Raw genomic sequence first — 12435 nt, 5'->3', positions numbered from 1 at the left:
GACGCCCAGCAAAAAGCCGCTCCATGAGCGGCTTTTTCATATCAGGCCCGTCGATCAGACGTGGCTGTACATGGCTTCTATCTCGCGCTGGTACTTGGCCTCGATGATCTTGCGGCGCAGCTTCATGGTGGGGGTGATCTCCCCGAGCTCCATGGAGAAGGCGCTCGGCAGCAGGGTGAACTTCTTCACCTGCTCGAACTTGGCCAGCTCCTTTTGCAGATCCTGAATGCGGGCCTCGAAGAACTCCATCACTCGGGAGTGGCGCAGCAGCTCGGTCTTGCACTGGTACTGCAGGTTGATGGAGCGGGCGTACTCCTCCAGGGACTCGAAGCAGGGCACGATGAGCGCCGACACGAAGTGGCGGGCATCGGCGACGATGGCAATCTGCTCGATGAAACGATCCTTGCCGAGGGTCCCCTCCACCAGTTGCGGCGCCACGTACTTGCCGTTGGAGGTCTTCATCAGCTCCTTCAAGCGCTCGGTGAAGTAGATGTTGCCCTCGTCATCCAGCTCGCCTGCATCGCCGGTGCGCAGGAAGCCATCCTCGGTCATCACCTCGGCGGTAGCCTCCGGCTTGTTGTAGTAGCCACGCATCACGGTGGGGGCGCGCACCAGCAGTTCATTGTTCTCGCCGAGTTTCACCTCGATGCCGTTTAGCGCCGTGCCGATGGAGCCCAGCCTGAACTGGGTGTCTTCATAGCAGCAGACGGTGGCGGTGGTCTCGGTCATGCCGTAGCCGTACTTGAGGTTGAGCCCCATGGCCTGGAAGAAGAGATTCACCTCGTCCGCGAGACGGGCGCCCGCCACCGGCAGGAAGCGGGTGCGGCCGCCGAAACGGGCGCGCAGCTTGCGAAACACCAGGCGCTCGGCAAGCCAGAGCTGGCCATAGAGCAGGGGAGAGGCGGACTTGCCCGCCTGACGGGTGGCGACCATCTGCTTGCCCACCCGGGTGGCCCAGCCGAACAGGGCGCGGCGCAGGCGCGGCGCCTGGGCGACCTTGGCCTGGATCATGGCGTAGGCCTTCTCGTAGAGGCGGGGCACGGCGCACATCACGGTGGGCTTCACCTCGCCGATGACATCCATCACCTTCTGCGGGTCGCGAATGTAGACGTTCTCGGCGCCGCAATAGAGCACGTAGTAGCTCCAGGCGCGCTCGAACACATGACTCAGCGGCAGCATGCAGAGGGAGACATCCTGCTCGCTGAGGTCGAGGCGAGCGTCATGCATCTCGAAGCAGGCGGCCATGTTGGCGAAATCGAGCATGACCCCCTTGGGTTCGCCCGTGGTGCCCGAGGTGTAGATGAGGGTCAGCAGGTCGTCCATGCGGTAGTGGCGCTCGCGCTCGCGCAGCACCTGCTCGCTGGGTTGGTGGTTGCCGGAGACGAGGAAGGTCTGGAAGTGGCTGGCCGAGGCGCAGCCGCGCAGATCGACGGTGCCGTCCAGGGCGACGATGTGGCTTATCTCGCCGCTGTCGATGAGGTGCAGCGCCTGATCGAACTGGGGCTGCTCCCCCACGAACAGCATCCTGATGCCGGCATCCTTGACGATGTAGCGCAGCTGATCGAGGGTGCTGGTGGGGTAGATGGGCACGCTGACGCCGCGGGCGGCCAGGATGCCGAGGTCGGCCTGGGTCCACTCGGGCATGTTGCGGGCATAGATGCCGACCATCTCGCCGGACTGGTGGCCCGCCCGGATCAGTCCCTGGGCGCAATAATCCATGGCCTGACCCAGGGTTCGCCAGCCGATGGCGCGCCACTGGCCATCCTGCTGGACGCGCAGGGCGGCCTTGTTGCCAAGGCGGGCAATACGCTCACGCATCACTCTAACCAGATGAAACTGCGACATCTCACGCATCCTCAAGTAACAGTTGTGCGCCCGCAGGGGCACCAAAATCGGGGCTGGAGTTTAAACTCTAACATTACAGCTTACAAGTGTGCGCCATTTGTCCTGGATCACAAAGTCGTCAACCAGATGAGAGTGAGGCATGATAGGGAGCAGGGATCGGATTCATTCAGGGAGTTGCACCATGAATATCGGGATCAAGAGCCTGTTCACCGGCGTGTTGCTGCTGTTGGCGGGGGCAGGCGCCCTCTGGTATCTACTGGGGGGCGCGGGGGAGCAGGATAATCCCTGGCTGAGCGGCGCCGAGGGCTATGAGCAGGCGCAGCGGCTGGCGCTGAGGGAAGGATACCCCTTGCTCTACGTGATCGAGCGCGCCAAGTGCCGACGCTGCAAGGCGCTGAATACCAGGCTGTGGCGTGCCCCCGAGATGCAATCCGCCCTGGCGGGGCTGGTGAAGGTGCGACTCAACCCGGATGCGGGGGATGGCAGCGAGCACATTCTGCGCCGCTTCCCCCAGGTTGCGACGGCCCCTGGCATCTATGTCCAGCGACCGGGTGAGCCGCTTCGCCCCATCAAGATCGCGGTGGATATCGAACAGATCTGGATGCCCGGCGTCACCTATGGTCGCGGCTTCTTCATGCCCCTCTCGGGAGCCGCCTTCGAGGCCGTGCTGAGGGTGACCCTGAGCCTGGAAGACCCCTCCATCGACAATGCGCCCCTGCCCTGAGGGGGGAAGCGAAGAGGGGGAGTCTGGGAGGTCAGAGGGGGGCGTCCGCTGACGGCGGTCTGCTGCGGGTTGTCAGCCGAAGTCGAACAGACGGGACATCAGCACGGCATCCTCCCTCTCCTGCCCGGTGCCGTAGTAGTCGGCGCGGCGGCAATATTCGGCAAACCCCTCGCTCTCGTAGAGGTTGATGGCGGTGCGGTTGCCGGCCCTGACCTCCAGGAACCAGGCCTCGGCCTTGCCGGCCTTGCTGCGGGCCAGGTACTCCCTGAGCAGCGCCCGCCCCAGCCCCTTGCCCTGAAAATCGGGGTGCACGCAGAGATTCATCAGGGAGCTGTCTCCCGCCACCAGATCCGAGATGTAGAAACCGGCCGGTCGTCCGTCCACCAGCATCAGGCCGTTGAGATAGCGCGGCCCGAAGCAGGAGAGCAGGTTGGCCTGGCTCCAGGGCTCCTGGTGGGCGGCCTGCTCGATGGGGTAGATGGCTTCGAAGTCCGATTCGAGTAGGGGGCGAAAGTGGGGCAAGAGGTCAGACATGGTCACTCCGGACGGGATTCAGGCTTGCGATGGACACCATGGCCGTGCCATGGTCGTGAGCATCAAGGGGTGTGGCGCTGCCGGCACTGCTGCCAGAGGGCGCGCTTGTGCGCCCCATCGGGCTTGAGCGGGCAGACCAGTGCATCGGGCCAGCGAGGGTCCGGCGCCGTCAGCCAGAGCAGGGGCGAAGTGGCCCCCGCGGGCAGGGAAGGCATCTCGGACAGCAGGGAGACCTCGTCGGTGCCAAGGCCGAGCCAGCGGCAGATGTCCCCGAGCAGGGAGGGCGCGGGCAGCGTCTCTGCCAGCAGCCAGAGCTTGCCGGTCGGCAGAGGGGCGGTCTCCTGCGGGGCCAGCACCTCGTCGGCGGGCGTGTTTGCCGGCTGCGCGGCGCCGTCGGGGCTGGTGCCTCCCGCCAGGAGTCGGCCTCTTTGTTGCCAGAGGGGGATGCCCATGCGGGCCAGGATGCGCTGGCGCAGCGGGTCCAGCAGGGGATCTTGCATGGCGAAGGCTCACTCTTGATCTGCGTTGGGGTAAATAATGATGCGCAGAGTACACTCTCGCGGGATTTGCTGCACCCCGGACGTGCGCTTTTCGCCCTGTGGCGATGGTAAACGAGCGCCTCCCCGGGGGCAGAGATGACAGACAATGAGAGTGGGGCGGGGCCAGAGGCCGGACCCCGTCACCACGGATGACCTATCAGCTTCGGAACTGTGCCTATGCCGCCTTTAGCCCAGAATACTGTTCGTGCCACCCCCATTCATGAGCGCCTGCCACGGCTCCTTTCCGCCCTTGGTGAGGGACTGTATGAGCGCCAGGATGCCCTGCGGCTCGGCCTGCTGGCGGCCCTGAGTGGCGAGAGCGTCTTTCTGCTGGGCCCCCCGGGCATCGCCAAGAGCCTGATCGCGCGGCGCCTCAAGCTGGCGTTTCAGGATGCCCGCCATTTCGAATACCTGATGACCCGTTTCAGTACGCCGGAGGAGGTGTTCGGCCCCCTCTCCATCCAGGCGCTCAAGGAGGATGGCAAGTACCTGCGGTTGACCAGCGGCTACCTGCCGGAGGCCGAGGTGGTCTTCCTCGACGAGATCTGGAAGGCGGGCCCCGCCATCCTCAACACCCTGCTCACCGCCATCAACGAGCGGCAGTTTCGCAACGGCGACAGCCAGCACCCCATTCCCATGCGGCTGCTGGTCACCGCCTCGAACGAGCTGCCTGCCCCGGACAGCGGGCTGGAGGCGCTCTACGACCGCATGCTGGTGCGGGTCTGGATGGACAGGGTGCAGGAGAAATCCAACTTCCAGGCCATGCTGGCGAGCGATGGCCAATCCCATCAGAACCTGACCCCGGCGGTGCAGATTCGGGGGGAAGAGTACGACGCCTGGCAGGATGCCATCGAGCAGGTACGCCTGCCGGACGCCTGTTTCGAACTCATCTACCAGCTGCGCCAGCAGCTCGACAGCCAGCTCGGGCACGGCTGCTATGTCTCGGATCGGCGCTGGAAGAAGGCGGTGCGGCTCATCAAGGCGAGCGCCTTCTTCAATGGCCGCGACGAGGTGGCTCCCCTGGATCTGCTGCTGTTCAAGGATTGCCTCTGGCACGACGAGGCTTCCCGCACCGCGCTGCTGGAGATGATCGGCGAGTTTTCCCGCCTCTACGGCTACCAGCAACTGGCGCTGACCCGGGAGCTGCTCTCCCTGCGCGAGCAGTTCAAGCAGTTGCAGGGGGCGGTCGCCTTGCGCATCGGCTGCAAGGCGGTCAAGCGCAAGCAGTGGTTCGGCCGCCGCGCCCGCGGCACCGAACTGCCGCTGGCCAACGCCAGGCCGTTCGGCAAGCTGGTGCACTTCCAGCTGCTCACCCCGGCGCCCCTGGATGGCAGCGATCCCGAGCGCCTCACCGGCACCCTCACCTTCGATCGCACTCTGCTCTCTCACTGGCACCCCACCGGGGAGGCGCTGGTGGGCTGGCCCCTCGGCAACCCCAAGGAGGGGCACTACGAGCTGGTGCTGGACGAGCAGTTGCGGCTGCATGTGCTGGATATCCAGCGCCAGCCCGTGCCCCTGATGCTGGTGGAGCGTACCCCCATCCCCGAGGTGGTGATGGCCCCCTGGCTGTCGGCCCTGGACGACCTGACGGGCCAGGTGAACCGGGTGCTGCAAAATCTCAAGGGTCAGCGCAACCTGTTCGACCGTCACCAGCCCCATCTGTTCGTGGGGGACCACTGGTTGCGTCAGGTGGAGGACAGCTTCTTCGTGCTGAGCCGGGACCTGGAGCGGCTGGGGGCCGAGCTGCAGCAGTGGCGGGATCGTCTGCCTCTTCTCGATGCACAGGGGTGACGTCGCGCCTGACGTGGGATTGGTGAAATAAAAAGGATGAAAAACATGTTTCGTCAGCATGATACTCCATCACATCTCAACATCCGGGGTGGCCCATGCTAGAGATCGGCATGATGGACCTGGGGCTGCTCATGGGGGAGGGGGAGCTGGCGGGGGAGATGGCGCTGCTGCTTGCCTCCACCCCCAAGATCTCCGAGTTCCTCAAGCGCTCGCCCCTGCAGGGGAAGCTGCTCAGAAAGCGAATCCAGACCTGGAGCGAACAGCTTGGGGAGGAGATGCGCCACAAGCCGGTGCCGGTGGCCCTCGAGCGGGAATACCTGCTCTATCAGGCCCACCGGCAACTGCCCCTGCCGGAGCTGGTGGGGCGCCTGCCCGCCCTGCTGGAAGCCCTGGAGCAGCACAGCCCCTTCGCGGGGGATGCCCGAAGCCTGGTGCGCCAGATAGTGGCCCAGCCCACCGAGGGACTGCGCCAGCTCTTCATCGAGAAGTGGCGCGCCAGCCTGGTGGGCAGCCTGTTGCAGTTGCAGCAGCAGATAGCGGAGGCGGAGCGGGAGAAGCAGCGCCAGGAGATAGAGGATCAACTGCTGGCCAACCGGACCCTGGCCGATGCCCTGGATCCGCACCAGATCTCCGCCGGTGGGCTCTGGGATCTGGCCCAGGGGAGCTGGCACAAGCGCAGCCTGGCGCTGGTGAAGCAGTACGCCCGCATGTTGCAGCAGGAGCCTCTGCTCGCGGAGATCGCCGCCCTGCTTGGACGCAGCGAGCGGGAGCGGCGCAGCGAGGACAGGACGCTGCCGCCGGTGCCTGTGCACGAGCTGGAAGAGGTGCAAAGTGACGATGTGCCCGACGATCTGGTGGGGGTGCACCCGGCCAGCGATCTGATGCGCCTCCTGCCGAGCGAGGCGGTGATGCTGGCGCTGCCGGAGCTGGAGCTGGAGTTCTATCGCCGTTATCTGGAGCGGCGCCTGCTGAGCTACCAGTCGCGGGGCACCCTGCCGCACCAGCGTCTGATGCTGCGCTCCCCCGAGCAGGGAGGGCAGGAGGTGCAGCCGCGGGGCCCTTTCATCGTCTGCGTCGATACGTCAGGTTCCATGGGGGGCTATCCGGAGGAGTGTGCCAAGGCGCTGTTTCTCGCCCTGCTCAAGGGGGCGATGGAGGAGAAGCGGGGCTGCTATCTGATGCTCTTCTCCACCGAGGTGGCGACCCTGGAGATCACCGCCGACACCGGGCTTGAGAAGGCGGAGCGCTTTCTCTCCATGAGTTTTCACGGGGGGACCGATCTGGTGCCCTGCCTGGAGCAGGCCCTGACCCAGCTCGAACAACCCGCCTTTGCCAAGGCCGACGTGCTGGTGATCTCCGACTTCATCGCCCAGAACCTGCCCCACGCCCTGCTCGAGCGGATGAACCGGCGACGGGCGCAGCAGACACGCTTCCATGCGGTCGCCATGTCCCGTCACGCCAAGGCGGCTATTTTGCGGGTGTTCGACAACAGCTGGCTGCTCGATTGCGGCCTGCGTGGACGCCTGCTGCGGCGCTGGCAGCGCCATTGAGGGCACTCAGGCTCAGAGAGTGGGCCTGTGGTAGAGGCCCCGTTCGTTGACCTGCTCCTGATCCAGCAGCGGCTGACCGCTTGGCTGGGCAATATAAAAACCCCGCTTGCCGCTGCGCTTGACCCTGTACATGGCCTGATCCGCCCGGGCCAGTGCCGCGCCGAAATCGTCCTGGGGCCGGATGGCCGCAATTCCCATGCTCAGTCCCACCGAGGCGTCCCCGTTGGGCAGCTCGAAGGGGGTGGCGATGGCATCGATGCACTGGCGGGCGAGGTGGCTGGTGCGGGGATCGTCGCACGCCCAGGGCAGCAGCAGCACGAACTCGTCCCCGCCGATGCGCCCCAGCCGTACCTTCTCGCCGCAGCAGTGGCGAAGGCGCTGGGCAAGGGAGACCAGCAGTTCGTCACCTGCCCGGTGGCCCAGGTTGTCGTTCACCAGCTTGAAGTCATCGAGATCGATGAAGCAGATGGCCTGGTACTCCCCGGGAAAGTGGCGGTGCAGCGCGGTGCGGTTGAACAGGCCGGTGAGGGGATCCCGGTGGGCAAGCTGGGCGAGCTGCTGCTCGTACTCCTTCTCGTGGGTGATGTCGATGTGGGTGCCCATCACCCGGACGGGGTTGCCCTGATCATCCCGCTCCACCACCCGGCCCCGGTCCAGCACCCAGGTGGTCTTGCCATCCTTGGCGATCATGCGGTGCATCGCCTGATAAAACGGGCTCTTGCCCTCCAGATGATCGAAGAAGGCCTGCAGCACCTGCTCCCTGTCCTCCGGGTGCAGGTGGGCGCGCCAGACGTCGAAGTGGGCCGACAGCTCCTTGGGCTGGTAACCGAGCATGGAGCCCCAGCGCCGGTTGAAGATGATGAGTTTGCCGGTGGGCACATGGTTCTGCCAGATGCACAGGCCGGTGCCGTCCATGGCGGCGTCCAGCTTCTCCCGCGCGTCATCCGCGATGCGTTTGAGACGCTCGTTCTCCAGCAACAACCTGTCGTAAGCCTCCCTCAGCTCCTCGTAGGTCATTCCTCATCCCTTCCCCTGTTCGAAAGCATATATAGTCGATGCACTCTCTCCTTCTGTAAAGAAGGGGATAGGGGAGGCTCTCGTTCGATATGAGGCGTTTTCTCACCCTCTGGCGGCTGTGCGCCCAGAGTCTGTGGGGATATGATGACAGCGGTGAGCGCGGCGTCCGGCCAGTGAAGAGGAGAAAATGTCCGCATGAAGATCCTGATGGGAGGTGGTCTGTTGCTGGGGGTTGCCCTGGCCCAGGCGACGCCACTGGCTGGGTACGAGTTGCAACTGGCGTTGCAGCGACTGGAAGAGTCGACGATGCCGGTGCAGGTGTTTCGCGAGCGCGTCGCCGCCCTGACTGCCGAACAGGCACACTATCCGCCCGAGGTGCAGGGCCGCCTTGCCCGGCTGCAGTGCTGGGCCCAGCCGAGTGAACGGGACGAGGAGTTTCGCCGCGCGGTGGCGTTTGCCGAGCAGGGGCTGGCGCAGGCCCGTGCCCGCAAGGACAGGGTCACCGAGGTGGGGTTGCTCGCCTGTCGCGGCTATCACCGACAACTGCTCGGCAACATGGCCGGGGCCGGGGAGGATTACGACGCCGCCCTGACCCTGGCTCGCCGACTCGGGGATGAGCGCCAGCGTGCCGACATCCTGAGCCTGCGGGGGGAGATGTACTCCTACCAGGGGGAGCTGGCGGAGGGGCTGATGGAGCTCATCGATGCCCACCAGCGCTACGAGGCGCTCGGGCTGGAGGCCAAGGGGCGCGAGGTGCTCGCCAATATTGCCAATGCCTATCGCAGGATGGGGCTCTATGAGCGGGCCGAGAGCTATTTCAAGGAGCTGGAGCACGACTACCGGCAGCTCGGGGTCGAGGAGTACCTGGTGGACATTCACAGCCAGCAGGGGCTCCTCTACATCGACACCGAAGAGTACGACAAGGCGCTGCCCCTGATGGCCGAAGCGGAGCGTTACTATCTGGGGTCAAACCAGGAAGGGGTCCTGGCCTGGAGCCGGATCGAGCTGGCCACCATCCTGCAGAAACAGGGCAAGCCGGACCAGGCCATGACCAAGCTCGATCAGGCGGCAGCCTCCCTTCATCAGGGGGAGGGGGCGGACAGCGTCACCCTGGGCCACTGGCACCTCGTCATGGCCGAGGTCCTCGAGGCCCTGAACCGACCCGGCGAGGCGCTGCGGCACCTGGACGAGGCCGAGCCCATCTTTACCCGGGAGCAGAACCTGCGCTTCCTCGCCCGGGTGCATGAGACACGGGCCCGGGTGCTGGAGCGTCAGGGGCATATCCAGTCGGCCCTCACCAGCCTCAAGACCTATGTCGAGACCCGCCAGGCCCTCGAGCTGAGATTGCGGGAACAGCGCTCCTTGCAGATGCGTTTCGAGTTCGATCTCGCCCGCAAGGAGCTGGAAAACCAGACCCTCAGGTCCCAGCAGCAGTTGCAGGCGGAGAAACTCAAGCAGTTGCAGGAGAGGCGCTACTGGCAATACCTGGTGGTGGCCCTGCTGCTGGTGGTGATGGGTACCCTGGTGGTGCACCAGCGCGGGCGCACCCGCAAGATGCAGCGCCTCGCCATGACGGACGAACTGACCGGCATCCACAACCGGCGCCAGATCCAGGCCAAGGGGCGCAAATGGTTCACCCAGGCGCGGGAGGAGGGCAAACCCCTGTGCGTGCTGCTGCTGGATGTGGATCACTTCAAGAAGGTGAACGACCAGCTGGGCCACCACGTGGGTGACAGGGTGCTCACCGCCGTGGCCCAGTGCATCGAGGAGCAGTTGCGCAGCCTCGACAGGGTGGGGCGCAACGGCGGCGAGGAGTTTCTGGTGCTGCTGCCGGATACCCTCCTGAACGAGGCCGTCGAGGTGGCGGAGCGGATCCGCCAGGCCGTCGCCCGTCTCGAGATTGAGGGGGTGCCTGCGGATCACCCCATCCGCATCAGCATCGGCTGCGCCCAGTACAAACCCGAGGATGACAACCTGGGCGAGCTGGTGCGCCGGGCCGACGAGGCCATGTACCAGGCCAAGCTGGCGGGGCGCAACCGGGTGATGACGGCCCGGTGAGGCCGACCCCAGGCCCCCGTGATAGCGGGCTGGGTATTTTTCACTCGCGCGGGTATAATGCCGCGCAATTTTGCTTTGATCCGGGGCCAGACCCATGTAATGCAACGCGCTTCTCCTGTCTCCACCGGCGGTCACTGACCCGCCCGCGTGGTGTCGTTGTCTGCATGGGCGCCCTGATTCCAAGGTGCTGTCCCGCATTTTTCCCACGGTGGCTCCAGGCCGCCGCTCAATAGAAGAACGTCGAATTATGTCAGCTGAATTTCTGAGTGAAGTCTCCAAGAGACGCACTTTTGCGATCATCTCGCACCCGGATGCGGGTAAAACCACCATCACCGAAAAGGTCCTGCTGTTCGGACAGGCCATTCAGCGCGCCGGTACCGTCAAGGGCCGTGGCTCGGGCCAGCACGCCAAATCCGACTGGATGGAGATGGAGAAGCAGCGCGGTATCTCCATCACCACTTCCGTAATGCAGTTCCCCTACGCCGACTGCCTGGTCAACCTGCTCGACACCCCGGGTCACGAGGACTTCTCCGAAGATACCTACCGTACTCTCACGGCGGTCGACTGCTGCCTGATGGTCATCGACGCCGCCAAGGGTGTTGAAGACCGGACCCGCAAGCTGATGGAAGTGACCCGTCTGCGTGACACCCCCATCCTCACCTTCATGAACAAGCTGGACCGCGAAGTGCGCGATCCGATGGAGGTCATGGACGAGGTGGAGCGCGAGCTCAACATCATGTGCGCCCCCATCACCTGGCCCATCGGCTGTGGCAAATCCTTCAAGGGGGTCTACCACCTCTACAAGGACGAGACCTACCTGTATCAGAGCGGTCAGGGCCACACCATCCAGGAGAAGCGGGTGGTCAAGGGGTTGAACAACCCCGAGCTGGACGCCGCCATCGGTGAAGATCTGGCTGCCCAGCTGCGTGGCGAGCTGGAGCTGGTGCAGGGCGCCTCTCCCGAGTTCGATCACGACGCCTTCATCGCCGGCGAGATGACCCCGGTCTTCTTCGGGACCGCCCTCGGCAACTTCGGTGTCGACCACATGCTGGACGGCCTGACCGACTGGGCGCCAGCCCCCATGCCGCGCAAGGCCGAGAGCCGCGAAGTGGTGGCCACCGAGGAGAAGTTCTCCGGCTTCGTGTTCAAGATCCAGGCGAACATGGACCCGAAACACCGCGACCGTATCGCCTTTATGCGTATCGTGTCAGGCACTTACTCCAAGGGCATGAAGATGCGTCACGTGCGCATCGGCAAGGACGTGAACATCTCCGACGCCGTCACCTTCATGGCCGGTGACCGTGAACAGGCGGTCGAGGCCTGTGCCGGCGACATCATCGGTCTGCACAACCACGGCACCATCCAGATCGGCGACACCTTCACCCAGGGTGAAGATCTCAAGTTCACCGGCATCCCGAACTTCGCGCCGGAACTGTTCCGCCGCATCCGCCTGCGTGACCCCCTCAAGCAGAAGCAGCTGCTCAAGGGGCTGGTGCAGCTCTCCGAAGAGGGGGCGGTGCAGGTGTTCCGTCCGCTCATCAGCAACGATCTCATCGTCGGTGCGGTCGGTGTGCTGCAGTTCGACGTGGTGGTTTCTCGTCTGAAGAGCGAGTACAACGTCGAGGCCATCTACGAGGCGGTCAACGTCGCCACCGCCCGCTGGGTGGAAGGGACCGACGTCAAGAAGTTCGAAGAGTTCAAGCGCAAGAACGAGGTCAACCTGGCCCTCGATGGGGGTGACAACCTCACCTACATCGCGCCGACCATGGTCAACCTGCGCCTGGCCCAGGAGCGTCACCCGGACGTTCACTTCCGCCAGACCCGCGAACACTGATCACCCCGCCCGCGCACAGCGGGTGGCGGATGACCAGAGAGACCCCGCTTCGGCGGGGTTTTTTGTTATGGGGCGTTTCATTGGAAGGGGCGTAGATCCCCATTCGGGGCTTGATGTCTGAATAAAAATCCAGGATAAGTGATTTTAATTTCGCTCATGGAGAGAGGCATGTCCGTCACCCAACCCGTAGAGGCGCAGTTTGCCGCCTACAATGCCCACGATCTCGACGCCTTCGTGGCCTGCTTTGCCCCGGATTTCAAAGGCTATCGCATGCCGACTGAGACGCCGAGCACAGTCGGCAAGGGGGCGCTGCGGGCCTTCTATGCACAGCACAGATTCAACAACCCGCTGCTCAAGGCCGAGCTGCTGTCACGCACCGTCTTGGGCAACAAGGTGTTCGATCACGAGCTGATCCACGGTCTCTCCCCCGAGCCCATCGAGAGCGTGGCGGTGTTCGAGGTGAAGGAGGGTCTTATCCAGACCGCCTGGTTCTATTTCCCTTCCTGAGCGCCGCTACACGGGCCTGCCGGCGACAAAGCTGGT

At 64.6% G+C, this 12435-nt stretch carries 10 protein-coding genes; 6 read left to right on the top strand and 4 right to left on the bottom strand.

Going from position 1 to position 12435, the window contains the following annotated elements; translation table 11 throughout:
• Nucleotides 1-54: 54 nt before the first annotated feature.
• Nucleotides 55-1845, bottom strand: coding sequence for a long-chain fatty acid--CoA ligase (locus tag AB5Y93_RS15745; RefSeq protein WP_103244259.1), 1791 nt, complete (start codon nt 1843-1845; stop codon nt 55-57).
• Nucleotides 1846-2026: 181 nt separating this feature from the next.
• On the opposite strand from AB5Y93_RS15745, the gene AB5Y93_RS15740 reads away from it, so the two are divergent.
• Nucleotides 2027-2569 (top strand): hypothetical protein, encoded by a 543-nt coding sequence (locus AB5Y93_RS15740; protein WP_042016521.1) that lies wholly within the window; start codon nt 2027-2029, stop codon nt 2567-2569.
• Between the two features lie 72 nt (nt 2570-2641).
• Here AB5Y93_RS15740 and rimI read toward each other — a convergent pair whose 3' ends face one another.
• Nucleotides 2642-3091 carry a ribosomal protein S18-alanine N-acetyltransferase gene (rimI, locus tag AB5Y93_RS15735; protein ID WP_103255305.1) on the bottom strand — a complete coding sequence of 150 codons (450 nt, stop codon included), beginning with the start codon at nt 3089-3091 and terminating at the stop codon, nt 2642-2644.
• 74 nt (nt 3092-3165) lie between these two features.
• Nucleotides 3166-3603, bottom strand: a complete 438-nt coding sequence (locus AB5Y93_RS15730; RefSeq protein WP_049635924.1) for a DNA polymerase III subunit psi — start codon at nt 3601-3603, stop codon at nt 3166-3168.
• A 216-nt stretch (nt 3604-3819) separates the two neighbouring features.
• On the opposite strand from AB5Y93_RS15730, the gene AB5Y93_RS15725 reads away from it, so the two are divergent.
• Together AB5Y93_RS15725 and viaA are read left to right on the top strand one after the other, a co-directional pair.
• Complete coding sequence (locus AB5Y93_RS15725) at nt 3820-5433, top strand: ATPase RavA domain-containing protein (RefSeq protein WP_102983761.1); 1614 nt, start codon at nt 3820-3822, stop codon at nt 5431-5433.
• 95 nt (nt 5434-5528) lie between these two features.
• Nucleotides 5529-6983 (top strand): ATPase RavA stimulator ViaA, encoded by a 1455-nt coding sequence (gene viaA, locus AB5Y93_RS15720; protein ID WP_368229790.1) that lies wholly within the window; start codon nt 5529-5531, stop codon nt 6981-6983.
• A gap of 12 nt (nt 6984-6995) precedes the next feature.
• On the opposite strand, the gene AB5Y93_RS15715 is transcribed toward viaA, so the two are convergent.
• Nucleotides 6996-8000, bottom strand: coding sequence for a diguanylate cyclase (locus AB5Y93_RS15715; protein WP_368229789.1), 1005 nt, complete (start codon nt 7998-8000; stop codon nt 6996-6998).
• A 195-nt stretch (nt 8001-8195) separates the two neighbouring features.
• On the opposite strand from AB5Y93_RS15715, the gene AB5Y93_RS15710 reads away from it, so the two are divergent.
• From AB5Y93_RS15710 to AB5Y93_RS15700, 3 genes are all read left to right on the top strand, one after another.
• Complete coding sequence (locus tag AB5Y93_RS15710) at nt 8196-10058, top strand: diguanylate cyclase (RefSeq protein WP_368229788.1); 1863 nt, start codon at nt 8196-8198, stop codon at nt 10056-10058.
• Between the two features lie 244 nt (nt 10059-10302).
• A complete protein-coding gene (gene prfC, locus AB5Y93_RS15705) occupies nt 10303-11892 on the top strand; it encodes a peptide chain release factor 3 (protein WP_103255304.1) in 1590 nt (529 codons plus the stop codon).
• Nucleotides 11893-12060: 168 nt separating this feature from the next.
• Entirely contained in the window at nt 12061-12399 is a 339-nt protein-coding gene (locus AB5Y93_RS15700; RefSeq protein WP_039039412.1) for a nuclear transport factor 2 family protein, read from the top strand.
• The last annotated feature ends 36 nt before the right edge of the window (nt 12400-12435 follow it).

Origin of the sequence: Aeromonas sp. R10-1 (genome assembly GCF_040908465.1) — a bacterium.
Lineage (GTDB): Bacteria > Pseudomonadota > Gammaproteobacteria > Enterobacterales > Aeromonadaceae > Aeromonas > Aeromonas caviae.
This window is presented reverse-complemented; position numbering and strand designations above follow the sequence as displayed.

Bases quoted from the DNA above. Each gene is read 5' to 3' on its own strand.
- AB5Y93_RS15745 (WP_103244259.1), bottom strand. From the start codon at position 1,845: ATGTCGCAGTTTCATCTGGTTAGAGTGATGCGTGAGCGTATTGCCCGC.
- AB5Y93_RS15740 (WP_042016521.1), top strand. From the start codon at position 2,027: ATGAATATCGGGATCAAGAGCCTGTTCACCGGCGTGTTGCTGCTGTTG.
- AB5Y93_RS15730 (WP_049635924.1), bottom strand. From the start codon at position 3,603: ATGCAAGATCCCCTGCTGGACCCGCTGCGCCAGCGCATCCTGGCCCGC.
- AB5Y93_RS15725 (WP_102983761.1), top strand. From the start codon at position 3,820: ATGCCGCCTTTAGCCCAGAATACTGTTCGTGCCACCCCCATTCATGAG.
- viaA (WP_368229790.1), top strand. From the start codon at position 5,529: ATGCTAGAGATCGGCATGATGGACCTGGGGCTGCTCATGGGGGAGGGG.
- AB5Y93_RS15715 (WP_368229789.1), bottom strand. From the start codon at position 8,000: ATGACCTACGAGGAGCTGAGGGAGGCTTACGACAGGTTGTTGCTGGAG.
- AB5Y93_RS15710 (WP_368229788.1), top strand. From the start codon at position 8,196: ATGAAGATCCTGATGGGAGGTGGTCTGTTGCTGGGGGTTGCCCTGGCC.
- AB5Y93_RS15700 (WP_039039412.1), top strand. From the start codon at position 12,061: ATGTCCGTCACCCAACCCGTAGAGGCGCAGTTTGCCGCCTACAATGCC.